General features: G+C 64.5%; 21 protein-coding genes. 14 read left to right on the plus strand and 7 right to left on the minus strand.

Translation table 11 applies throughout. The features are described 5' to 3' along the window. The 3 genes from NKJ76_RS13275 to efp form a co-directional block, all read right to left on the minus strand. Window positions 1-801 (minus strand): endonuclease/exonuclease/phosphatase family protein, encoded by an 801-nt coding sequence (locus tag NKJ76_RS13275; RefSeq protein WP_023671569.1) that lies wholly within the window; start codon window positions 799-801, stop codon window positions 1-3. A gap of 26 nt (window positions 802-827) precedes the next feature. Next, complete coding sequence (locus tag NKJ76_RS13280) at window positions 828-2,288, minus strand: phospholipase D-like domain-containing protein (protein ID WP_352537613.1); 1,461 nt, start codon at window positions 2,286-2,288, stop codon at window positions 828-830. A gap of 71 nt (window positions 2,289-2,359) precedes the next feature. Continuing rightward, window positions 2,360-2,929 (minus strand): elongation factor P, encoded by a 570-nt coding sequence (efp, locus tag NKJ76_RS13285; RefSeq protein WP_023682947.1) that lies wholly within the window; start codon window positions 2,927-2,929, stop codon window positions 2,360-2,362. Between the two features lie 129 nt (window positions 2,930-3,058). Between efp and epmA the strand changes: the two genes are divergently transcribed. The 7 genes from epmA (at window position 3,059) to lpxK (ending at window position 9,893) form a co-directional block, all read left to right on the plus strand. Beyond that, the gene (gene epmA, locus NKJ76_RS13290) at window positions 3,059-4,105 is read left to right on the plus strand and encodes an EF-P lysine aminoacylase EpmA (RefSeq protein WP_352537614.1); all 1,047 of its coding nucleotides are present in this window, start codon (window positions 3,059-3,061) and stop codon (window positions 4,103-4,105) included. A gap of 201 nt (window positions 4,106-4,306) precedes the next feature. Next, window positions 4,307-5,650 (plus strand): TldD/PmbA family protein, encoded by a 1,344-nt coding sequence (locus tag NKJ76_RS13295; RefSeq protein ID WP_352537615.1) that lies wholly within the window; start codon window positions 4,307-4,309, stop codon window positions 5,648-5,650. Beyond that, on the plus strand, window positions 5,637-6,443 hold the full coding sequence (locus tag NKJ76_RS13300; protein ID WP_352537616.1) for a 3'(2'),5'-bisphosphate nucleotidase CysQ: 807 nt from the start codon (window positions 5,637-5,639) through the stop codon (window positions 6,441-6,443). The genes NKJ76_RS13295 and NKJ76_RS13300 overlap by 14 nt, the downstream gene beginning before the upstream one ends. Before the next feature lie 68 nt (window positions 6,444-6,511). Then, window positions 6,512-6,757, plus strand: a complete 246-nt coding sequence (locus NKJ76_RS13305; protein WP_023682943.1) for a DUF4170 domain-containing protein — start codon at window positions 6,512-6,514, stop codon at window positions 6,755-6,757. Window positions 6,758-6,762: 5 nt separating this feature from the next. Next, entirely contained in the window at window positions 6,763-7,551 is a 789-nt protein-coding gene (locus NKJ76_RS13310) for a lysophospholipid acyltransferase family protein (RefSeq protein ID WP_023682942.1), read from the plus strand. Next, window positions 7,548-8,864, plus strand: coding sequence for a lipid IV(A) 3-deoxy-D-manno-octulosonic acid transferase (gene waaA / locus NKJ76_RS13315; protein ID WP_023694436.1), 1,317 nt, complete (start codon window positions 7,548-7,550; stop codon window positions 8,862-8,864). Before NKJ76_RS13310 ends, waaA begins: the two co-directional genes overlap by 4 nt. Further along, window positions 8,865-9,893, plus strand: a complete 1,029-nt coding sequence (gene lpxK / locus NKJ76_RS13320; protein ID WP_023753739.1) for a tetraacyldisaccharide 4'-kinase — start codon at window positions 8,865-8,867, stop codon at window positions 9,891-9,893. 230 nt (window positions 9,894-10,123) lie between these two features. On the opposite strand, the gene NKJ76_RS13325 is transcribed toward lpxK, so the two are convergent. Beyond that, window positions 10,124-10,357 carry a DUF2093 domain-containing protein gene (locus tag NKJ76_RS13325; RefSeq protein WP_023694434.1) on the minus strand — a complete coding sequence of 78 codons (234 nt, stop codon included), beginning with the start codon at window positions 10,355-10,357 and terminating at the stop codon, window positions 10,124-10,126. Between the two features lie 112 nt (window positions 10,358-10,469). Here NKJ76_RS13325 and NKJ76_RS13330 point away from each other — a divergent pair, with 112 nt between their 5' ends. After that, window positions 10,470-11,075, plus strand: coding sequence for a hypothetical protein (locus NKJ76_RS13330; RefSeq protein ID WP_023753738.1), 606 nt, complete (start codon window positions 10,470-10,472; stop codon window positions 11,073-11,075). A 17-nt stretch (window positions 11,076-11,092) separates the two neighbouring features. Here NKJ76_RS13330 and NKJ76_RS13335 read toward each other — a convergent pair whose 3' ends face one another. Beyond that, window positions 11,093-12,019, minus strand: coding sequence for a LysR substrate-binding domain-containing protein (locus tag NKJ76_RS13335; protein ID WP_023734233.1), 927 nt, complete (start codon window positions 12,017-12,019; stop codon window positions 11,093-11,095). Window positions 12,020-12,111: 92 nt separating this feature from the next. Here NKJ76_RS13335 and NKJ76_RS13340 point away from each other — a divergent pair, with 92 nt between their 5' ends. The 3 genes from NKJ76_RS13340 (at window position 12,112) to NKJ76_RS13350 (ending at window position 13,873) form a co-directional block, all read left to right on the plus strand. Then, window positions 12,112-13,005 carry a DMT family transporter gene (locus NKJ76_RS13340; RefSeq protein WP_352537617.1) on the plus strand — a complete coding sequence of 298 codons (894 nt, stop codon included), beginning with the start codon at window positions 12,112-12,114 and terminating at the stop codon, window positions 13,003-13,005. Between the two features lie 108 nt (window positions 13,006-13,113). Further along, a complete protein-coding gene (locus tag NKJ76_RS13345) occupies window positions 13,114-13,551 on the plus strand; it encodes a hypothetical protein (RefSeq protein WP_352537618.1) in 438 nt (145 codons plus the stop codon). Window positions 13,552-13,636: 85 nt separating this feature from the next. Further along, complete coding sequence (locus NKJ76_RS13350; RefSeq protein WP_352537619.1) at window positions 13,637-13,873, plus strand: hypothetical protein; 237 nt, start codon at window positions 13,637-13,639, stop codon at window positions 13,871-13,873. A 25-nt stretch (window positions 13,874-13,898) separates the two neighbouring features. Here the strand turns inward: NKJ76_RS13350 and mutL are convergent, their stop codons facing one another. Beyond that, the gene (mutL, locus tag NKJ76_RS13355; protein WP_352537620.1) at window positions 13,899-15,752 is read right to left on the minus strand and encodes a DNA mismatch repair endonuclease MutL; all 1,854 of its coding nucleotides are present in this window, start codon (window positions 15,750-15,752) and stop codon (window positions 13,899-13,901) included. Window positions 15,753-16,023: 271 nt separating this feature from the next. Then, window positions 16,024-16,926, minus strand: a complete 903-nt coding sequence (locus tag NKJ76_RS13360; protein WP_023682936.1) for a LysR substrate-binding domain-containing protein — start codon at window positions 16,924-16,926, stop codon at window positions 16,024-16,026. An 89-nt stretch (window positions 16,927-17,015) separates the two neighbouring features. Here NKJ76_RS13360 and NKJ76_RS13365 point away from each other — a divergent pair, with 89 nt between their 5' ends. The 3 genes from NKJ76_RS13365 to NKJ76_RS13375 all read left to right on the plus strand — a co-directional run bounded on the left by NKJ76_RS13365 (window position 17,016) and on the right by NKJ76_RS13375 (window position 20,852). Next, window positions 17,016-18,566, plus strand: a complete 1,551-nt coding sequence (locus NKJ76_RS13365; protein WP_023753734.1) for a trimethylamine methyltransferase family protein — start codon at window positions 17,016-17,018, stop codon at window positions 18,564-18,566. A gap of 61 nt (window positions 18,567-18,627) precedes the next feature. Next, window positions 18,628-20,277, plus strand: a complete 1,650-nt coding sequence (locus NKJ76_RS13370) for an ABC transporter substrate-binding protein (protein WP_023682934.1) — start codon at window positions 18,628-18,630, stop codon at window positions 20,275-20,277. 95 nt (window positions 20,278-20,372) lie between these two features. Then, window positions 20,373-20,852, plus strand: a complete 480-nt coding sequence (locus NKJ76_RS13375) for a DUF3828 domain-containing protein (RefSeq protein WP_352537621.1) — start codon at window positions 20,373-20,375, stop codon at window positions 20,850-20,852. Window positions 20,853-20,854 lie beyond the last annotated feature (2 nt).

Here is a 20,854-nt window from a genome sequence, read left to right on the forward strand (position 1 = left end):
TTAGAGGCTGACGAACGCCGTCAGCGGCAGGTGATCCGACGCAACCCGCGACAGCGGCGTATCATGGGCTTCCACCGACGAGACCATGCCGTGCCGGTTGGCCATGATCCGGTCGAGCGCCAGCACCGGCAGGCCTGAGGGGAAAGTCGGCACCGCCGCCGGCGTGAAACCAAAGGTGGCGTGCAGCGTCTTGAGCGCCGAGCGGTTGCCCAGCCGCCATTCGTTGAGGTCGCCGAGCAGCAAGGTCGGCCTTTCATCCTGGTTGCTCATGATGTCGAGCACGACGCGGGCCTGCTCCGAACGCGAGCGTCGCAACAGGCCGAGATGCGCGGCGATGACGCGCAGAGTGCGCGTTTCGTCGAGGTCGATCTCGGCAACCAGCGCGCCGCGGGGCTCCAGTCCCGGAAGCTTGATCTGATGGACGTCGCGCACCGTGCCGCGCTTGAACAGAAGCACGTTGCCGCGCCAGCCATGGCCCTTGCCGCTTCCGGAAACCGGCACCGGCACAAGCCCGGTTTCGTGTTCGATCCGGGCAAGGTCGAGCAGCCCGGCGCGATCGCCGAAGCGGTTGTCGGCCTCCTGCAGCGCGATGACGTCGGGGCCGATCTCGCGGATGACGCGCGCGGTCCGTTCGGGGTCGAACCTGCGGTCGGTGCCGATGCATTTATGGACGTTGTAGGAGGCGACCACCATCTGGGCGCCTTCAATGTGCTTGCGCGGCGTCGCGTTCGCTTTGCGCGCTTTCCTGCCGCGGATCGACAGGAGCACGGTTTCAGGAAGGCTGCGTCCGTTTATATCCATAGGCCTGCGTTCAATCTGTCCTGATTCTAAAGATAGGGCGATCCCAGCCATAACAACCGGTCAAAAACCCGGATGACAAATGGCCGCGCTTTCAAGGTTGCGAGTGTGACGGGTTTGGCGGAAGCGATTGCCGCTCCGATGCGCCCTTCGATCTCGGCGGCAAAGCCGGTATCCAGCACCTCCAGGTCGATTTCGAAATTCAGCCGCAGCGACCGGGCGTCGAGGTTGGAAGAGCCGACATAGGCCCAGACGCCATCGACCGACAACAGCTTCGAATGGTCGAATGACCCTTCATGACGCCAGACGCGGCAATAGTGCTTCAGCACCTGGTCGTACTGCGCCGTCATGGCGCGGCCGACCAGGAAGAGATTGTTGACCGCGGGCACGACGATGTCGATCTCGACGCCGCGCCGGGCAGCCGTGACCAGCGCGCTGACAAATTCCCGGTCCGGCAGGAAATAGGGCGACATGATGCGGATCGATTTGCGGGCGACGGAAAATGCCCCCGTCAGCAATTTGTGGTTGGTTTCGATGCTGGCGTCCGGCCCCGACGCCACCGCCCGCACCAGGATCGGCTGACCGGGAGGCGGCGAGGGCTTTGCCACGTGCCAGACCTCGTACTTGAGGGCCTCGTTGCCGGCAAAACGCCAGTCCTCGGCGGCAACCGCGAACAGGTCGGCCACGACCGGCCCCGTGACCTGGAAATGCGTATCCGCCGAGCTGGCAGTGCCAGCGAATTCAGCCGAGAACCCCTTGCGGATGTTCATGCCTCCGGTGAATGCCACCGCGCCGTCGACGATCAGGATTTTCCTGTGCGTCCTCAAATTCGCATAGGGAAGTCTCAGGCCCATGACGATGTTGCCGTTGAACAGATCGACGGTGACGCCGGCTTCCCGGAGTGTCCCAAGAATGCTGGGCACGGAATAGCGCACGCCGACCGCATCGATCAGCACGCGAACCGTCACACCGCGCCGGACCGCTCCGGCCAGCGATCCGACAAAACGTCGTCCGATCTCGTCATTGTCGAAGATGTAGGTCTCGAGCAGAATGCTGCGCTGTGCACTGTCTATCGCCCGGCACATTGCTGCGTAAGCTTCGTCGCCGGTCCTGAGGATCGTGATCGCGTTTGCCGACGTCAGTGCGCGCCGCGCCACCCTGTCGCCTAGCGTCTTCAGGCCGGCAAAGCGCTGGCCGAATTCGGCTGAAATGAGTGCTTCGAGCGCAATGTCGTGGTCGTGTTTGGCTGTCTCGGCTTCACCGGCGACGGGCCGCATGGCGCTGATGGTGGCGCGGCGGATGCGGTTGATGCCGGCAATGGCATAGATGATCGCGCCGAGGAACGGCGACAAGATCATCACGCCGACCCAGCCGGTGGCGGCGCGCACGTCTTCCTTGGTCATGATTGCGTGGACGATGCCGATGGCGGCCATCAGCATCGGAATGATCACAAGGATCAGAGGCCAGTAGGTCACAAAGGTCTGCCACATCGGCAGGACTATCGAGCCAGCGGCCGCAGAAGGCAATGCAACGGATCAACCAGGACGGAGGCGCTCGCGCGTCAGTCCTTCGCCCGCTCCACATAAGCGCCATCGGCCGTCATCACCACCACGCGGGTGCCCGGCGCGATGTGCGGCGGCACCAGCGTGCGCACGCCGTTGGAAAGCACGGCCGGCTTGTAGGACGAGGACGCCGTCTGGCCTTTGGTCGTCGGCTCCGTCTCGACCACTTCGAAAGTAGCGCGCTGCGGCAGCACCAGGGCTATGGCGATGCCGTTGAACTGCGAGATCTGCACCGCCATGCCTTCGAGCAGGTAGGGCGCCATGTCGCCGACCACGCTTTCCGGCACCGCGACCTGGTCGTAGCTTTCCGGGTTCATGAAGTGATATCCCTCGGCGTCGGCGTAGAGGAAGGTGTGCTCGCGCTCCTCGACATAGGCGCGCTCGACCTGCTCGGTGGTGCGGTAGCGCTCCGAAACCTTCACCCCGTCGGAGATGCGGCGCATGTCGAGCTGGGTGACCGGCGTACCCTTGCCAGGGTGGATGTTTTCGGCAAAGAGGATCACGTAAAGCTTGCCGTCCTTGTCGACGACATTGCCTTTACGGAGCGAACTGGCGATGACCTTCACCACGGTTTTCAATCCTAGACTTCGTTGGCCTGAAACGATCGTTCGGCGCAAATCGGCTGCGAGAGCCGTCGCCGTAGCGCATCTTGGCCCGAACCGCCAGCCCTGTCAGCAATTCCGTTGCCCTGCAAACCCATGACTGGCGCTTCGCCGTGGTGGACGCCGGATGTTCACGCCGACCGCCGGCCGCGGCTGATGGCCCGCAACGCCATAGCTGCCGCCACGCGCGGCTGGTTTGGCGAGCGCGACTTCATCGAGGTCGAGACGGCGGCGTTGCAGATTTCGCCCGGCAACGAGGCGCATCTCTCAGCCTTTGCCACCGAGGCGATCGGCGCCGACGGCGCGCGCCGGCCGCTTTTTCTCCACACCTCGCCGGAGTTCGCCTGCAAGAAGCTGCTTGCCGCCGGCGAACGGCGCATCTTCAGCCTGGGCGCTGTCTGGCGCAACCGCGAGCGCGGCCCTTTGCATCACCCGGAGTTCACCATGCTCGAATGGTACCGTGTCGGCGAAACCTATGAGAGCCTGATGGCCGATTGCGCCGAGCTGCTGAAGCTGGCAGCCGAGCGGGCCGGCGCCAAAACCTTCCGCTTTCGCGGCCGCGAGGCCGATCCGTTCGCCGAACCGGAACGCGTGAGCGTGGCGGAAGCTTTTGCGCGTTATGCCGGCATCGATCTTCTTGCCACCGTTTCTGCCGATGGCAGCACAGACCGCGCCGCACTCCATGACGCTCTGGTCGAGGCCGGCCTGCGCACGGCCGACGATGACAACTGGGCCGATTTGTTCAGCCGGGTAATGGTCGAGAAGGTCGAACCGGTGCTGGGGCACGGGCGGGCCACCATCTTGTACGGCTATCCGATCTCGGAAGCGGCGCTCGCCCGGCCGAGCGCGGAGGACCAGCGCGTGGCCGAGCGCTTCGAGCTCTATTGCTGCGGCGTCGAGCTCGCCAATGCTTTCGGCGAACTGACCGAGCCGGCCGAGCAGCGCCGGCGCTTTGCCGCCGAGATGGACGAGAAGGAGCGCGTCTATGGCGAGCGCTATCCGCTGGATGAGGATTTTCTCGCCGCCCTCGCCATCATGCCGCAAGCCAGCGGCTCGGCGCTCGGCTTCGACCGGCTGGTGATGCTGGCAACGGGCGCGACCAAGATCGATGACGTGATCTGGACGCCGGTCGCCACTCCTTGACGGAAATCGGCCTCGGTTAAACTCACAACCGGTCAAGCCGCGCGTCTCTGGCGGCCGCCGCCGCGGATAGCTTTCGCGCTCCGCTCGGGCGCTATGCCGCAGCGGGACAATTGTCCGTGCGCCATTGCACAAGCCGCATTGGGACAATAGATGGTGCAACAGCCGCTACCGCCCGGCGCGGCTTCAGCCAGGACCACGCGCATGACCGATACATCAGAGGCAGCGAAATTGACCGACCGCGTCGCGGCACTGGTCGAGGCTGCCAAGCGGGCCGGCGCCGACGCCGCCGACGCGGTTGCCGTGCGCGGCCGCTCGATCGGCGTGTCGGTGCGGCTGGGAAAGGTCGAGAACACCGAAGCGTCCGAGGGCGACGATGTCTCGCTGCGCGTCTTCGTCGGCAACCGGGTGGCGAGCGTCTCGGCGACGGCGGCATCGGACCCCAAGGCGCTGGCTGAACGCGCCGTGGCCATGGCCAAAGTCTCGCCCGAGGACCCCTATCAGGGTCTCGCCGATCCGGCTTTGCTGGTCGGCAAGGTGCGCGACCTCGATCTGTTCGACGCCACCGAGGTTTCGGCCGATCAGTTGAAGGAAGCGGCCCTTGCCGCCGAGGAAGCGGCCCTTGCGGTCAAGGGTGTCACCAATTCGGCCGGCAGCGGCGCCAGCGCAGGCCTCGGCGGGCTGGTGCTTGCCACGTCGCACGGCTTCGTCGGCCACTATGTCGCGTCGCGCTTTTCGCGTTCGGCCAGCGTGATTGCGGGTGAAGGCACCGGCATGGAGCGCGACTACGAATACTCTTCGAACCAGCATTTTTCCGATCTGGACGCACCGGAATTGATCGGCCGCAAGGCCGGCGAGCGCGCCGTGCGCCGCCTCGGCGCCCGCAAGGCGGCGACCGGTCCGGTCAACGTGGTGTTCGATCCGCGCGTCGCGCGCGGCATTGCCGGTCATCTCGCCGGCGCCATCAACGGCGCTTCGGTGGCGCGCAAGACCAGTTTTTTGCGCGAGATGATGGGCAAGCAGGTTGCGTCGGCTGCCATCAACGTCACGGACGAACCGCTGCGGCGTCGCGGTCAGGCCTCGCGCCCGTTCGACGGCGAAGGCGTCGAGGGCGAAAAGCTGTTGATGGTCGAGAACGGCGTGCTGAAGCACTGGTTCCTGTCGACGTCCGCCGCGCGGGAATTGGGGCTGACCACCAACGGACGCGGCGCGCGCAGCGGCTCGTCGGTATCGCCGTCTTCGACCAATCTCGCCATCGAGCCGGGCGACAGGACGCCGGAAGACCTGATCAGGTCGCTGAAATCCGGCTTTTATGTCACCGAAGTGTTCGGCCAGGGCGTCGACATGGTGACCGGCGAATACAGCCGTGGCGCATCCGGCTTCTGGATCGACAATGGTGAGCTTGCCTATCCGGTGGCCGAGGTGACCATCGCCTCGAATTTGAAGACGATGTTCCTCAATATGGTTCCGGCGAGCGATCTTGACCGCGATTTCGGCACTGCCGCACCGACGCTGCTGATCGAAGGAATGACCCTTGCCGGAGCGTGACCCGGTCATATCGGCCGGGGCCTCGGAAGACCTCGATCTGCTGCGCGACGCCGCCCGCGAGGCGGGCGCGATCGCCATGCGCTATTTCGGCAAGAACCCGCAAGTGTGGATGAAGGGCGGCACCTCGCCGGTCAGCGAAGCCGACCACGCGGCGGACGCCTATCTGCGCGATACCCTGCTGGCGGCGCGGCCGGACTATGGCTGGCTGTCGGAGGAAACGACTGACGATCCGGCGCGGCTTCTGGCGCGGCGCACCTTTGTCGTCGACCCCATAGACGGCACCCGCGGCTTCCTCGAAGGTCTGCGCTCCTGGTGCGTCAGCGTCGCCGTGGTCGAGAACGGCCGCACGCTCACCGGTGTGCTCGAATGTCCGGCCAAGGGCGAAACCTATTGGGCGTTGCCTGGCCATGGAGCTTTCTGCAACGGCAAGCCGATTGCCGTGCGCCAGTTGGGCGAGACGGTCGAGATCGGCGGGCTGAAGCAGTTGATCGACCTGATGCCGCCGCAATGGCAGGGCCGGGTGCGGCGGGCGGCGCACATTCCCTCGCTCGCCTACCGGCTGGCGATGGTCGCCAACGGCACGCTCGACGCCACCTTCGTCAAGCCCAACGCGCATGACTGGGATATCGCCGCCGCCGATCTCATCTTGCGCGAGGCTGGCGGCGCCGTGCTCGACGGCCATGGCCGCGCGCCGCTTTATGCCGGGGAGATCATCCGTCACGGCGCGCTGGTCGCCGGCAGCGGCCAGCTGCTGACCGTGCTTGCCGGCGTCATTGCCGATACGGAAGCGTGATCGAAGGTTCCAAAGTCGGCAGCTTTGGGCTAGACCTGTCGCAAACTCACAATATGTGAAGGACCGAAATGGCCGCGGAAGACGGAAAGAAACAGCTTTTGCACCTGGTGTTCGGCGGCGAGCTGAAGAAGCTGGGAGGCACCGAGTTCCGCGATCTCGACGCGCTCGACATCGTTGGCGTCTATCCGGACTATCAAACCGCGCACACCGCGTGGAAGGCAAAGGCGCAAGCCAGCGTGGACAATGCCCATATGCGCTATTTCGTCGTCCATCTGCACCGGCTGCTCGACCCTGAAAGCAAGGCCGCCGGTTGACAGCGATGGAGCATGAAGCGGTGAAAGGGCAGCCCACCGGCGCCGCGGTCCGAAGAAGACGCGGCGGCAGTTCGAAGACATTCTGGCGCAAGATCCGCGAGCCGTTGGCGCAGTCGCGAATCGTCAAGAGCATGATCGTCAGCCTGCTCGCCCAGTTCGTCCGCCTGGTGCGCCTGACCAATCGCGTGGTCGAAGGCTCGGCTAAATTTTCAGGCGGCGACTACGCCGAATTCGAACCCGGCATCATCGCGCTCTGGCATGGCCAGCATCTGCTGACCCCAGCCTATTATCCCAAGGGACGGCCGCTGGTCGCCATGGTCTCGCGCAGCGCCGACGCCGAACTCAACGCGCTGATGATCGAAAAATTCGGCATCGAGGCGGTGCGCGGCTCCGGCGGGCGTGAAAGCACGAAGCATCTCGACAAGGGCGGCGCCAAGGCGCTCATCGCCCTGAAAAAGTCACTCGTGGCCGGCAAGAACGTCGCCATGATCGCCGACATTCCCCACGGCACGCCGCGCGACGCGGGGCTTGGTATCGTTCTGCTGGCACGCCTTTCCGGCCGGCCGATCATGCCTGCCGCCATCGCCACCAGCCGCCGCAAGGTGCTGGAAAGGAGCTGGGACAAGACCACCATCAACCTGCCGTTCGGCCGCTCCTCGATCGTCATCGGAACGCCGGTTTTCGTGCCGGCCAATGCCGACGAGGCCGAAATGGAGCGCAAGCGCCAGGAAGTCACGGCCGCGCTCAATGCCGCAACCGCCGAGGCCTATCGGCTCGTGGACGGCAGGCCATGAGCGTCGGCTGGGCGCGCGCCTTCCTGGCGGCCTACCGCCTTGCCGGTGCAGCCGCCTATCCGCTGATGGGTCCCTATGTCGCCTGGCGCACATCGCAGGGCAAGGAAGACCGCAGCCGCAGCCGTGAGCGCTACGGCGTTGCCGGGCGGCCGCGCCCCGAAGGGCCGGTGATCTGGATCCATGCGGCAAGCGTCGGCGAGACCCTTGCGGTCGTGCCGCTGGTGCAAAGCATCCTCGACTACGGTGTCAACATCGTGCTGACGACGGGAACAGTGACCTCGGCGCAGGTTGCCGACGAACGGCTGGGCGACCGCATCATCCACCAATATGTTCCGCTCGACCTCAAGCCGGCCGTCAGCCGCTTTCTCGATCACTGGCGGCCGGACCTGGCTATCATCGCCGAATCCGAGATATGGCCGATGACCATCCTCGAACTCGGCGCCCGACACGTGCCGCAGGTGCTGGTCAACGGCCGGCTCTCCGACCGTTCGTTCAGATCCTGGAAGAAGCGCGCCAACATCGCCGAGGCGCTGTTCGAGAACCTCGCACATGTCGTTGCCCAGTCGGATGTCGACGGCGAACGGTTTCGCGCGCTTGGCGCCCGGCCGGTCACCGTGTCCGGCAACCTCAAGGTCGACACCTTGCCGCCGCCGGTCGACGAACGGGCGCTGGCGACGCTGAAGCGCCAGATCGCCGGCCGCCCGACCTGGGCGGCAATTTCGACCCATGACGGCGAGGAGGTGGTCGCGGCGGAAGTCCACGCCACGCTCTACAAGCGCCACCATGGCCTGCTGACGATCATCGTCCCGCGTCATCCCGACCGCGCCGAAGCGCTGGCCGCACAGATTTCCGGCATGGGCCTGAAGCTGGCGCGGCGCAGCAAGGGCGACCGGATCACCGCCGACACCGATATCCTGCTCGGCGATACGATCGGCGAGATGGGGCTTTATCTCCGGCTGACGGAAATCGCCTTTGTCGGCCGCTCGCTGACCTCGGAAGGCGGCCAGAATCCGCTGGAGCCGGCCATGCTCGACACCGCTGTGCTGGCCGGCCGCAACGTCCAGAATTTTCGCGAGGCCTATCAGCGCCTGCTCGACAGCGGCGGCGCCAAGCTGGTGCGCGACCGCGACATGCTGGCCGGCGCCGTCAATTTCCTGCTGAGCAATGAAGTTGCGCGCCATGAGATGATGGCGGCCGGTGCCGCCACAGTCGACCAGATGCGCGGTGCGCTGGCGCACACGCTGAAGTCGCTCGAGCCTTATATCCAGCCATTGATCGTCAAGTCGCGCCTGAAGGGCGCCGACGGGCGATAGGTGGCGTCGGAAGCACCACCTTTCTGGTGGGAAGCGCCGGACTGGCGGGTCTTTGCGCTGTCGCCGCTATCAGCGGTCTATGGCATGGTCGCCGGCCGCCATATGCATCGGGCGATACGTGAAAAGATCGACGCGCCAGTGCTTTGCGTCGGCAACTTCACCGTCGGCGGCAGCGGCAAGACGCCGGTCGCCATCGCGCTGGCCAAGCAGGCCCGGCGCATGCAGCTCAATCCCGGATTCCTGTCGCGCGGCCATGGCGGCTCGTTCGCGCAGCCGCATGTCGTCGATGCCAGTCACGACGCTGCAAAGCATGTCGGCGACGAGCCGCTGCTTTTGGCCGAGCACGCGCCGGTTGCGGTGAGCCCCAACCGCGCTGCCGGCGCCAAGCTGCTCCTGGAAGCCCATGGTTGCGATTTCCTGATCATGGATGACGGTTTTCAGAGCGCGCGCATCCATATTGACTATGCGCTGGTCGTCGTCGACGCCCGCTACGGCATCGGCAACGGCCGCGTCATTCCGGGTGGACCGCTGAGAGCCAACATCGTCGACCAACTGGTGTTCACCGATGGGCTGTTGAAGATGGGCGAGGGCGCTGCCGCCGACAAGGTCGTGCGCCAGGCGGCGCGCGCCGGCCGGCCGATCTTCGAGGCGCATGCCGAGCCCGCCGCCAAGGAGCGGTTCGCCGGCCGGCGGTTCCTCGCCTTTGCCGGCATCGGTCACCCCGAAAAATTCTTCGAGACGCTGCGCGGCACGGGCGCGGAAGTGGCGCTGAGCCGGTCGTTTCCGGACCATCATTTTTATGCCCCCGACGAACTCGCCGAACTGGCGGCAACCGCGCGCCGTGAGGGACTGGGCCTCGTGACCACCGCCAAGGACGCAGCCCGGCTGCGCCACGGCGCTGCCCCGGCCGATTTCCTCGCTGAACTCGCCGTGCTGGAGATCGACGCCACGTTCGAACTCGACACTGTGCCGGAGCGCATCATCGACGAGACGCTGGATGCCTGGAGACAGCGGAAGCTGCGAGGGTAGGGCGTGCAGCGTCACGCGGAGATGCTGGCGGGACAGCACCCCCCTCTGGCCTGCCGGCCATCTCCCCCGCAAGGAGGGAGATCAGCAGCTTTGCCAATGGCGCTCATTCTGCAACGCTGTTGATTTGGCGAAAGCAAAGATGATCATCCAATCTCCCCCGTTGCGGGGGAGATGTCCGGCAGGACAGAGGGGGGTGTGAAGGAACGCGACCAACGGCTCTGTGCGCGCCTTTAACCCCGGCTGCGCAGGTCCGGATGCATCTCGATCTCGCGGCGCAGCGAGGCGGCGGCGCTGACATAGGGCTCCTGCCTGGCGACGCTCCAATATTTGAGCTCGTCCAGCGGAATGCTCTCGCCGGTCACCGCGCAGCGCACGAAGGCGCCGGGGCTGGTGACCTGGAAGTCGCCGTCGAGATAGCGGATACGGGCTTCCTTGCCGCCGGGGCCTTCGAAGCGGTTCATCATGGAGTGGTGCCAAGGTTCATGCTGATTTCATCGCCATAAATTGCCGGCAAGGTCAAGCTTGACGCAATGCTGAGGCGCTATTGTCGCTCCAAACCATTCTTATGGGACCGGTATGGACATTTCATCCGCCCGCCTGACCGCGCTGCTGCGTGAGGCCATGATGTTGGCAGCGTTGCCGTCGGCGAAGGCCGATCCGGCGAAAGCAGCACTTATAAAGGCGCTGGTGCAGCCGCCGACGCCGTCCGGCGCGCCTTTGCAGCAGGCAGCGGCGCCGGCGCTGCAGGCGCTGTTGTCCGCAGCCACCGCAAAGGGGCAGCAGACGGGTTCTGCCGAGGTCCTGCAAGCCTATCTGGCCCTTGCCGAGCCTAGTGACGCCACGCCCGACGATACCGGGCCGACAACCGCTGCGATAGGCAAGGCGACGCCAGCCAACGACGATGCACAGCGCGGTCTGCCGCTGCCGCCGGCAAGGGCCGAAGATGGCGCTGCCGCAAAGCCCGCAGGACTGCCCTGGTTTGCGCTTCTCGCACCCGTGGTTTCGCCGCAGCGCCGCGCTGCCACCACCGATATGCCAATGAAGCGGGAGCAGGCGACGTCTGGGCCGAATGACGCGGCCCAGCCGCAAGGCCGAAAGCAGACGCGTGTCGGTCTGATGGCGCTGGCAACCGGGTTTCTGGCCGTCGCCATTGTCGGGCTAGCCCTGCTGGTGCTTCGCTGAGCACCGAACGATCGCCGCTATCGCTCGGCTTCGAGGAATGCTTCCATCTTGTCCATCGCCAGCCCCGCCTCGACAGCGATACGGCGTGAAAGTTCGGCGGCAGCCGTGCGTGGCCGCCCCAGCGGTCGGTCGAGCCAGTACGACACCGGGTTCAGCGCCGTGCGCTCGTCAACGGCGACGATGCGGCCTGCCTCCAACTGGTGTCCGGTCAGCGGTGGCCGCGCCAGCGCGATGCCGAGCCCGTAAGCTGCGGCGTCGAGCACCAGATTGTAGTCCTCGAAGCGGCGATCCTGCGGGCGCGGGCGGTAGTCCATCCCTTGCGCGGCAAACCAGGCACGCCAGCCGGAGGCGTCGGAATCGTTGATCAGTGGAAACCTCAGCAGCCGGGCCGGGTCGCCGCGGCCGATCTCGCGGGCAAGGCCGGGCGCGGCGACGGGAAAGACATGTTCCTCGAACAGCTTCACCGAGATGCGGCCCGGAATGCCGCCGCGGCCGCAGCGGACCGACAGGTCGATGCCTTCATCGGCAAGGTCGGCCTGGCGGATGTCGACGTCGAGGACGATGCGCAGCTTGGTGGGATTGTTCTCCAGCGCCGCCATGCGTGGCATCAGCCACAGCCCGCTGACGGAGGGTATCGAGGTCAGCCGCACCACGGCGGTGCCGCGCGGCTCGACCCAGCGGTCGGAATGGCTGGAGATCAGCGCAAAGGCTTCCGCCGTGCGCAGATGCAGGCGGTTGCCCTCGATGGTCAGCGAGACGCCGCGCGCGCCGCGGTCGAACACTTTCAAGCCCAGCCAGTCCTCCAGCTTGGCGATCTGCCGGCTGACGGCGCCGTGGGTGATGTTGAGCTTCTCGGCCGCGGCCGAAAAGCTCCCCGTTCGCGCCGCCGCATCGAAGGCGCGCAGGGTCTCGAGCGGCACCATTGTGTCTGAGCTGTGATCCATAGTCACAGGTGATCCTCGATTTGATCGTTTGTCAACGGCGCCGAAAAGGCGCTTTCTGCCTTTCAACACTCTGAGAACCCGAGGACAGGCAGATGAGCGCAACGACCAGCACGTCGAATCCGACACAGCGGATGGACACCACGGCGGCCATCGCCGTGGCCTTGACGGTGGTTGGCTGGGCCTCGGCCTTTCCCGCGATCCGTGCCGGCCTCGCCGCTTTCGGGCCGCTGGAACTCGGTGCGCTGCGCTTTGCCATTGCCGCGGTGCCGGCGGCGATCTTTCTTGCCGGCAAGCGCCCGGCGCTGCCGAGGCTCGACGAAGTGTGGCGCCTGGTGTTTGGCGGCGCCATCTTCGTCGCGCTCTACACTGTCATGCTCAATTTCGGCGAATTGACGGTTTCGGCGGGTGCCGCCGGTTTCATCATCAATGTCAGCCCGATCTTCACCGCCATTATGGCAATGGCATTGCTCGGCGAGCGCTTCTCAAGCTGGGCCTGGTTCGGCACGGCGATTTCTTTCGCCGGCATCGGCATCATCGCTGTGGCTGACGGCAATGGCTTGAGTTTCGACACCGGCGCGCTGCTGGTTCTTGGCTCCGCGCTGTGCTCGGCCGTCAACACGATCGTCCAGAAGCCGCTCTTTGCCCGCCATCACCCGCTGACCATTTCGGCCTCGAACATGATCCTTGGCGCGCTTTGCCTGGCACCCTTTCTGCCGAGCGGCTTTGCGCAGGCCGCGGTCGCCAACACGGCCGGTATCGGCGCCGTGATCTTTCTTGGCATCGTGCCCAGCCTGATCGCCTATGCCGCCTGGGCAACCGCACTGTCGCGTCTTCCGGCAGCGCGCGCCTCGAACTTCCTCTATCTGGTCTCGCCCATGTCAGCCCTGATCGGCTTCTTCTGGCTGGGCGAAGTGCCGACGCTACTTGGTATCCTCGGCGGCGCACTGGCGCTGGGCGGCGTGATCGTGGTGAATTTAAAGCGTTAAAACAAATGAGTTGAGCTGTTTTCGGACTCAAACCGGGAACCGCTTCCATCAGAATGCAGACACCCAGAGGAAGGACAGCTATGGTACGCTGCCTTCACTGGGGGACGAATGGGAAGACTGTTCATATCGGCAATTTTTTGCGTTTTGCTGCTGACCGGGAAAGCCGCCGCGGGCTGGTATCAGGTCGAAAACTACGAAGGCTCCATCGGACCTAACCCCGTCCACCTATCGCTGCAGAGATATGACAGTTTCGGCAGCGGGATTACGGTCGAGGGGAGCTATTTCCACGACGCGAAGCAAAGCCCGATAGCGGTGTACGGCAAGATCAGTGGCACCAGCGTCTTCCTTTGCGAGATTGCGGACGACAGGGAGTTCGACCGGGTGCTGGTCATGGGATCGAAAACGCCCGTTGGCACCACCGGATGTCCGTTTTCTCTCGACCTTGGCGAAAGCGGCGCAACAGGGACTTGGAGCAAGGGCTCGGACAAGTTCCCGATCACGCTGAAGAAGGTCGCAAGCCTCGACGATACCGTAGGCGAAGGTTGACGGCACCGTCGAGATTCCCTTCTGGGCGCAGACAGCAACCCACAGATTTGCCGGGGTCTACGAGAAAGCGGGCTTTCTCGTCTGCATGAATAAGCTGCGGGTCATCGATAAGAAGAAAAAGAAGGTCGTTCAGGAGATCGCTTTCGATGACGACGATTGCGATGCCGGCATGCTGATGACTCCCATCTACATGAATGTTCAAAAACAGGTTGGGAGAAGCTTCGAGACAATCTCCGTGAATTTTCGCGGCGGTAGCGCCGGTTACTCACGGGATTACGTTTTCTCTCATAGGTTCAAGGATTATCGCCTGTTGGTGAATTGAGCGTGTGGCCTGACCTGGCTTGTGCTCACCGCCGCCCAAACAGCCGCTCTATGTCGGCGAGCTTGAGTTCGATATAGGTCGGGCGGCCGTGGTTGCAGGTGCCGGAGCCCGGCGTTGCTTCCATCTGGCGCAGCAGCGCGTTCATCTCCTCAGGCTTGAGCAGGCGGCCGGAGCGGACCGAGCCGTGGCAGGCCATAGTCGCGGCGATCTTGTCCAGTCGTTCCTTCAGCGTCTCGATCGTGTCGTTGTCGGCGATCTCGTCGGCAAGATCACGCACCAATTGCTGGACATTGGTTTCGCCGAGCATCGACGGCGTCTCGCGCACCGCCACCGCGCCGGGACCGAAACGCTCAATGGCGAGGCCGAACCGGGCCAGCGTTTCGGAATGCATGGCCAGCCGCTCGGCGTCCTCCTCCGGCAGGTCGACGATCTCCGGCAGAAGCAGCATCTGCGAGGGCACCGCGCGCGAGTGCAGGGCATTCTTCAGCGCCTCGTAGACCAGCCGCTCATGCGCCGCGTGCTGGTCGACGATGACAAGCGAATCCCTGGTCTGGGCGACGATGTAGTTCTCGTGGACCTGCGCGCGGGCGGCGCCCAGCGCGGTGCCGAGCGGCGTCTCGGCCGGCTCGGCTAAGCCGGCACGCGCATCGGCGCTGGCGAGCGGACCGGCGTCGAATGCAGCCTGGTCGTTTTCGCGGAAGCCGGCGCCGTCAAATCCCATATCCAGCGGCCGCTGTGGCGAGCGGTCAAAGCCCGAAAAGCCCGAGGCCCGGTAGGCCGCGTCATAACTGCGATGACCGTTGGCAGGACCCGCATGGGCGTAGGAGGCGGCTCCCGGCCGGAACGCCGCCACCATCCCGGCGGCCCCGCTGGTGGCGGCGCGGATGCCGGCATTGGCCAGCGCCTCGCGAATGGCGCCGACGATCAGCCCGCGCACCAGGCCGGGGTCGCGAAAGCGCACATCGGCCTTGGCTGGGTGGACGTTGACGTCGACGGTCGCCGGATCGAGCGTCAGGAACAGCACGGTCACCGCGTGCCGGTCGCGCGGCAGCACATCGGCGAAAGCGCCGCGAATGGCGCCGGCAATCAGCTTGTCGCGCACTGGCCGGCCGTTGACATAGGCATATTGCTGCAGCGCGTTGGCGCGGGTGAAGGACGGGATCGAGACGTGGCCGGTCAGGTGCACGCCGTCCCGGCTGGCGTCGATAGCGATGGAATTGTCGGGAAACTCGGCGCCCATCACCTGAGCGACGCGGCGCAGGCTGCCCTCGGTACTGTCATCGGTAGCCGGCAATTCCAGCGTCGAGCGGTCCGAGCCGGCCAGCGTGAAGCGCACGGCGGGGAAGGCGATGGCGATGCGCTTGAGCACGTCGCTGGTGGCGGAGCTTTCGGCGCGCTCGCCCTTCATGAATTTGAGCCGCGCCGGCGTGGCGAAGAACAGGTCGCGCACCTCGACCGTGGTGCCGCGGTTGGCCGCCGCCGGTTTGACCGCCGAAACGCGGCCGCCTTCGATGGCGATCTCGGCTGCAGCGTCGCCTGCGGCCGTGCGCGAGCGAACCGACAGTCGCGACACCGAACCAATTGACGGCAATGCCTCGCCACGGAACCCGAGCGAGCGGATATCGTGAATGTTGTCGGCAAGTTTCGAGGTGCAGTGGCGCGCAATGGCCAGCGCCAGTTCCTGTTCGGGGATACCGGAGCCGTCATCGGTGACGCGGATCAGGTTCAGCCCGCCGCCGGCAGTGACGACCTCGACGCGGGAGGCGCCGGCGTCGAGCGCGTTTTCGACCAGTTCCTTCACCACGCTCGCCGGACGCTCGATGACTTCGCCGGCGGCGATCTGGTTGATCATCGTTTCGGAAAGCTGGCGAATGGGCATGGGGGTATTATAGGCGGATTCGAAGGGTGTGCGGAAGGCTTCAATGAATGCCGGACATTGGACGCCAGCGGGACAGCACCCCCCTCTGGCCTGCCGGCCATCTCCCCCGCAAGGAGGGAGATCAGATGTCACGACGGCTTTCGCCAATCTTCAATGCTTGAAGGGTGACGCGAATATGAACTGCCAATCTCCCCCCTTGCGGGGGAGATGTCCGGCAGGACAGAGGGGGGTGTGAAGGAACTCCGCGATAGTGACTACGCTGCAACCGATTTCAAGCCTGCGCCGCCAGCCAGTCCCTGACTTTCCGCGCATTCTCGCTCAGCTCACGATTCTTAGGCCAAACCACGTAGAACGCCTTGCCGGTTCTCAGCACATGGTCGGTCACCGGCACCAGCAGCCCCGAAGCCAGGAGCCGTTCGGCCAGATGCCGCCAGCCGAGCGCGATGCCCTGGCCCTCCATGACGCCCTGGATCACGAGGCCGTAATCGTTGATGCGCAGGCCGCGCGCGGTGTTGTCGAGGCTGCCGCCCGCCGACTGGAACCATTCGTCCCAGCTAGCCGCCTCGCGGTAGGGCTCCTCGAGGTGGATCAGGCGATGCGTCGCCAGCTCCGCGACGCTCCTTGGCATGCCGAATTTCGCGAGATAGCTGGCGCCTACGACTGGAAAAATCTCCTCGTCGGCCAGCGGCAGCGAATGATAGTCGGCCCAGTCGCGCGGCTCGCCGCCGCGCACGGCGAGCGGGATGCCCTCGGCGATGATGTCGAGATCGCGGTCGGCGGTCTGGATGCGCAAGTCGATGCCCGGCAGTTCGTCGCGGAACTGCTGCAGCCGCGGCATCATCCAGAACGAGCCGAAGGCGGTCGACGCCGCCAGCGTGACATGACCGCCGGTCGCCTGCAGGCGCAGATCCTCCGCCGATTTGCGGATATGCGACAGGCCGAGTGAGACGTCGGCATGGAAGCGTTCGCCCGCTTCTGTCAGGACGACCTGGCGGTGGCGGCGCTGGAACAGCTGGGCGCCAAGCTGTTCCTCCAACCCGCGCACCGCATAGGAGACGGCGGCCTGCGTCATGCCGAGCTCGCGCCCGGCAGCGGTGAAGCTCGACAGCCGGCCCGCCGCCTCGAAGACGATCAGGCTGCCGGCCGAGGGCAGGAGGTGGCGCAGGCTTCGCATAAGCTGAGCTTATACAAGAGATCAGGATTTTCCAGCATCACATCCATATTTCCTCTCGCTAACTTGGTTGGACGGAATGAGGAGGCTCCATGAACGCACCGGCCACTGAACTGACCGAGCAAACCCACCGCCGCGGCGGCGGTCGCCTCGGACGCAAGGCGCTGAGGAGCGCCCCCGTCACCTCGTTCCCAACGCTGGTCCGCGAGATCCCCACCTACCAGATGGTCCCGGACGAGGCGGTGGAACTGATCCACCAGGAGTCACTCGCCATCCTCGAAGAGGTCGGTTGCGAGTTCCGCGACGACGAGGCGATCGCCATGTGGAAGGCGGCGGGCGCCGACGTGTCCGAGACACGCGTCCGCATCGACCGCGGCCTGCTGATGGAACTGGTCGCGAAGGTTCCGTCCGAATTCACCCTCAATGCGCGTAATCCCGAGCGCACCGTGCGCGTCGGCGGCAAGAACTCCATCTTCGCGCCGATGTATGGCGCGCCTTACGTGCGCGACCTCGACAACAACCGGCGTTATGGCACGCTTGAAGACCTCAACAATTTTCACAAGCTCGCCTACATGGCCCCGGCGCTGCATTCGTCGAGTTCGATCATCTGCGAGCCGATGGAGATCGCGGTGCCGAAACGGCATCTCCACATCATCCATTCGGCGCTGAAGCATTCCGACAAGCCGTTCATGGGCATCGTTACTTCCAAAGACCGCGCCGAAGACACGATGGCGATGGCGGGCATCGTCTTTGGCGAAGATTTCGTTCGCGACAATCCGGTGCTGGTGTCGATTACCAACTGCAACTCGCCGCTGGTGTGGGACGCCACCATGCTGGACGCGATGAAGGTCTATGCCCGCAGCAATCAGCCGCTGATCCTGGCGCCCTTTGCGCTGTGCGGCGCATCGACTTCGGCCTCGGCCGTCGGCGCGGTGGCGCAGGTCAATGCCGAAGCATTGGCCGGGGTCGCTTTCACCCAACTGCTGCGCCCGGGTTCGCCCCAGATCTACGGCCAGTTCATGGTGACGGTCGACATGAAGACCGGCGCGCCGATGGGCGGCACGCCGGAGGCTGCGCAGATGATGTATCTGATGGGCGCGTTGGCGCGGAAATACAAACTGCCCTGGCGAACCTCCGGCTTCCATGTCGGCTCCAAGCTCAACGACGCCCAGGCCGGCTATGAATCCAACATGCTGATGCATGCCGCCATCCTCGCCGGCGCCAATTACATCTGGCACTCCGCCGGCTGGCTCGAGGCCGGGCTCACCTGCGGCTATTCGAAATTCGCCACCGACTGCGAGCAGCTTGTCGGCTGGTACAAATATGCCGGCGGCCTGTCGTTCGACGACTTCAAGGAGGCCATGGCGGCGATCCGCGAAGTCGGGCCGCAGGGCCATTTCCTCGGCACCCAGCACACGCTCGATCACTACGAGTCGGCATTCTTCATGCCCACCATCATGGATTTCAACTCCTACGAACAATGGAAGGCTGGAGGGGCGAAGGACCACGACACGCGCGGCCGCGAGAAAGCCCGCAACATGCTGGCCGACTATGAAGAGCCGAAACTCGATGAGGGCATTGCCGAGGGCCTCAGGGACTTTATCGCGCAGCGCGAGGAGAGGCTGCCCGACAGCGTTAGCTAAGAGAACGACGAATGAGTTGATAACGGGCGAAGACCCGATGGGAACCGCAAGGGAGAAAGACATGACACTTTTCAAAAGCAATGGCGATCGCGTGCCAACGGCCATCGAGGCGATGGCGCAAGAGACGCGTGCTGGCCGTATGGACCGGCGCGAGTTTCTTGCATTGGCAAGTGCGTTCGGCGCATCGACGGCGCTGGCCTACGGCATGATCGGCCTTGCCGCGCCGGGACAGGCTTTTGCCGAGGAGCCGAAGAAGGGCGGCACGCTGCACATATCGATGTCGGTCAAGGCCCAAAAAGATCCGCGCACCTATGACTGGGTGGAACTCGCCAACATCTCGCGCTGCTGGCTGGAGCCGCTGGTCCGCTACACCAGGGAATTCACCTTCGAGCCAGTGCTGCTCGAAAGCTGGGACATCAATGACGACGCCACTGAATACACGTTGCATGTGCGCAAGGGCATCACCTGGAACAATGGCGATGCTTTCAACGCCGATGACGTGGTCTTCAATGTTACCCGCTGGTGCGAGAAGAAGGTCGCCGGCAACTCCATGGCCGCTCGCGTCGGCGGGCTGATCGACGAAAAGTCGGGCAAGGCCAGGGAAGGCGCGATCGCCAAGGTCGACGACAATACGGTCAAGCTGACGCTCAGCGCGCCCGACATTTCGCTGATCCCGAACCTCACCGATTATCCCGCGCTCGTCGTCCACCGCAATTTCGACGCCGAAGGCGCCGACCCGGTCAAGAAGCCGATCGGCACGGGCCCGTTCGAACTGGTCTCCTACGATGTCGGCCAGAAGGCGGTGGTCAAGCGTCGTGAAAACGGCAAGTGGTGGGGTGGTGAAGCGCCGCTCGACAGCGTCGAGTTCATCGACTACGGCACCGACTTCAACGCTTCGATCAACGCCTTCGAATCCGGCGAGATAGACCTCAATTTCGAGACGCCGGCCGACTTCATCGACATCCTGGATAAGATGGGGCTGGAGAAGTCCGAGGTTGCGACGGCAACCACGCTGGTTGCCCGCACGAACGTTACCCACAAGCCCTATGACGACCAGCGGGTGCGCAACGCGCTGCAGATGGCGGTCGACAACAATGCGGTGCTGGAACTCGGCTATGCCGGGCGAGGGACGGTCGGTGAAAACCACCATGTCAGCCCTATCCATCCTGAATATTTCGCGCTGCCCAAGAAGACGCGCGACGCGGCCGGCGCCAAGAAACTGATGGCCGACGCTGGGCAGGCCGATTTCGAGCACGAGCTGATCACCGTCGAGGACGATTGGCAGAAGAACACCGGCGACGCGATTGCCGGCCAACTGCGCGACGCCGGCATCAAGGTCAAGCGCACGGTGCTGCCGGGCTCGACCTTCTGGAACGACTGGACGAAGTATCCCTATTCGATGACCATCTGGTACATGCGCCCGCTTGGCGTCCAGGTCCTGGCGCTTGGTTATCGCACCGGCGAGGCCTGGAATGAATCGGCCTATTCCAACCCGGACTTCGACGCCAAGCTGAAGCAGGCGCTGTCGCTGATCGATGTGGAGAAGCGGCGTGAGGTGATGAAGGATGTCGAGCAGATCCTGCAGGATTCCGGCGTCATCATTCAACCCTTCTGGCAGAAGCTCTACAGCCACATGAACAAGAAGGTGAAGAACTACGGCGTCCACCAGACCTTCGAGATGGACCTGCAGAACGTCTGGCTGGATGGCTGAGAGGGTGCAAGCCGGGGCTTCATGAGCCGCAAAAAAGCCGATATGCAGGATGTCTGGTATTGCCGCCTTGCCGCCGAACCGTCCGGAGATCCTGCATGAAACCGATAGTGCTTGCCGCTGTCTTTTCGATTGCCTTGCCAGCGACGGTGCTGGCCGGGCCGGCTTCCAACGCGGTGAAGTTCTTTTATGTGCCCGAGGTGAAATTCGAGGGAGATGCAAAGTACCGCGACCGCTTCACCGAGCCGGTGACCAAGCTGTTCGATCTCAACGACCAGGCAACGAAGAACAAGCCCGACGAAGTCGCCTGCCTCGACTTCGATCCCGGCCTCGACGCCCAGGATTTCGACCAGACGTCGATTGCCAAGACATTGAAGCTGGCCGAGACCGTCAATGGCGATACGGCCGAAGTCACCGCCACCTTCAGCCTTTTTGCGGAAGGCGATGATTCCAAACGCGAAATGCTGTGGTCGCTGAAGAAAATCGACGGCAAATGGAAGGTAGCCGACATCACCTCCAAGACCAGCAGCTGGACGCTGAGCGCGCTGGAATGCATGCCCGACAAAGCGCCGGAGTGATC

It is taken from the genome of Mesorhizobium sp. M0029, from assembly GCF_040323735.1.
GTDB lineage: Bacteria > Pseudomonadota > Alphaproteobacteria > Rhizobiales > Rhizobiaceae > Mesorhizobium.

What these genes read in the sequence shown, in the direction of transcription:
- NKJ76_RS13275 (WP_023671569.1), bottom strand. Translation starts at nt 801, where the DNA reads ATGGATATAAACGGACGCAGCCTTCCTGAAACCGTGCTCCTGTCGATC.
- NKJ76_RS13280 (WP_352537613.1), bottom strand. Translation starts at nt 2,288, where the DNA reads ATGTGGCAGACCTTTGTGACCTACTGGCCTCTGATCCTTGTGATCATT.
- epmA (WP_352537614.1), top strand. Translation starts at nt 3,059, where the DNA reads ATGACTGGCGCTTCGCCGTGGTGGACGCCGGATGTTCACGCCGACCGC.
- NKJ76_RS13295 (WP_352537615.1), top strand. Translation starts at nt 4,307, where the DNA reads ATGACCGATACATCAGAGGCAGCGAAATTGACCGACCGCGTCGCGGCA.
- NKJ76_RS13305 (WP_023682943.1), top strand. Translation starts at nt 6,512, where the DNA reads ATGGCCGCGGAAGACGGAAAGAAACAGCTTTTGCACCTGGTGTTCGGC.
- NKJ76_RS13310 (WP_023682942.1), top strand. Translation starts at nt 6,763, where the DNA reads ATGGAGCATGAAGCGGTGAAAGGGCAGCCCACCGGCGCCGCGGTCCGA.
- waaA (WP_023694436.1), top strand. Translation starts at nt 7,548, where the DNA reads ATGAGCGTCGGCTGGGCGCGCGCCTTCCTGGCGGCCTACCGCCTTGCC.
- NKJ76_RS13325 (WP_023694434.1), bottom strand. Translation starts at nt 10,357, where the DNA reads ATGATGAACCGCTTCGAAGGCCCCGGCGGCAAGGAAGCCCGTATCCGC.
- NKJ76_RS13330 (WP_023753738.1), top strand. Translation starts at nt 10,470, where the DNA reads ATGGACATTTCATCCGCCCGCCTGACCGCGCTGCTGCGTGAGGCCATG.
- NKJ76_RS13335 (WP_023734233.1), bottom strand. Translation starts at nt 12,019, where the DNA reads ATGGATCACAGCTCAGACACAATGGTGCCGCTCGAGACCCTGCGCGCC.
- NKJ76_RS13340 (WP_352537617.1), top strand. Translation starts at nt 12,112, where the DNA reads ATGAGCGCAACGACCAGCACGTCGAATCCGACACAGCGGATGGACACC.
- NKJ76_RS13345 (WP_352537618.1), top strand. Translation starts at nt 13,114, where the DNA reads ATGGGAAGACTGTTCATATCGGCAATTTTTTGCGTTTTGCTGCTGACC.
- NKJ76_RS13350 (WP_352537619.1), top strand. Translation starts at nt 13,637, where the DNA reads ATGAATAAGCTGCGGGTCATCGATAAGAAGAAAAAGAAGGTCGTTCAG.
- mutL (WP_352537620.1), bottom strand. Translation starts at nt 15,752, where the DNA reads ATGCCCATTCGCCAGCTTTCCGAAACGATGATCAACCAGATCGCCGCC.
- NKJ76_RS13360 (WP_023682936.1), bottom strand. Translation starts at nt 16,926, where the DNA reads ATGCGAAGCCTGCGCCACCTCCTGCCCTCGGCCGGCAGCCTGATCGTC.
- NKJ76_RS13365 (WP_023753734.1), top strand. Translation starts at nt 17,016, where the DNA reads ATGAACGCACCGGCCACTGAACTGACCGAGCAAACCCACCGCCGCGGC.
- NKJ76_RS13370 (WP_023682934.1), top strand. Translation starts at nt 18,628, where the DNA reads ATGACACTTTTCAAAAGCAATGGCGATCGCGTGCCAACGGCCATCGAG.
- NKJ76_RS13375 (WP_352537621.1), top strand. Translation starts at nt 20,373, where the DNA reads ATGAAACCGATAGTGCTTGCCGCTGTCTTTTCGATTGCCTTGCCAGCG.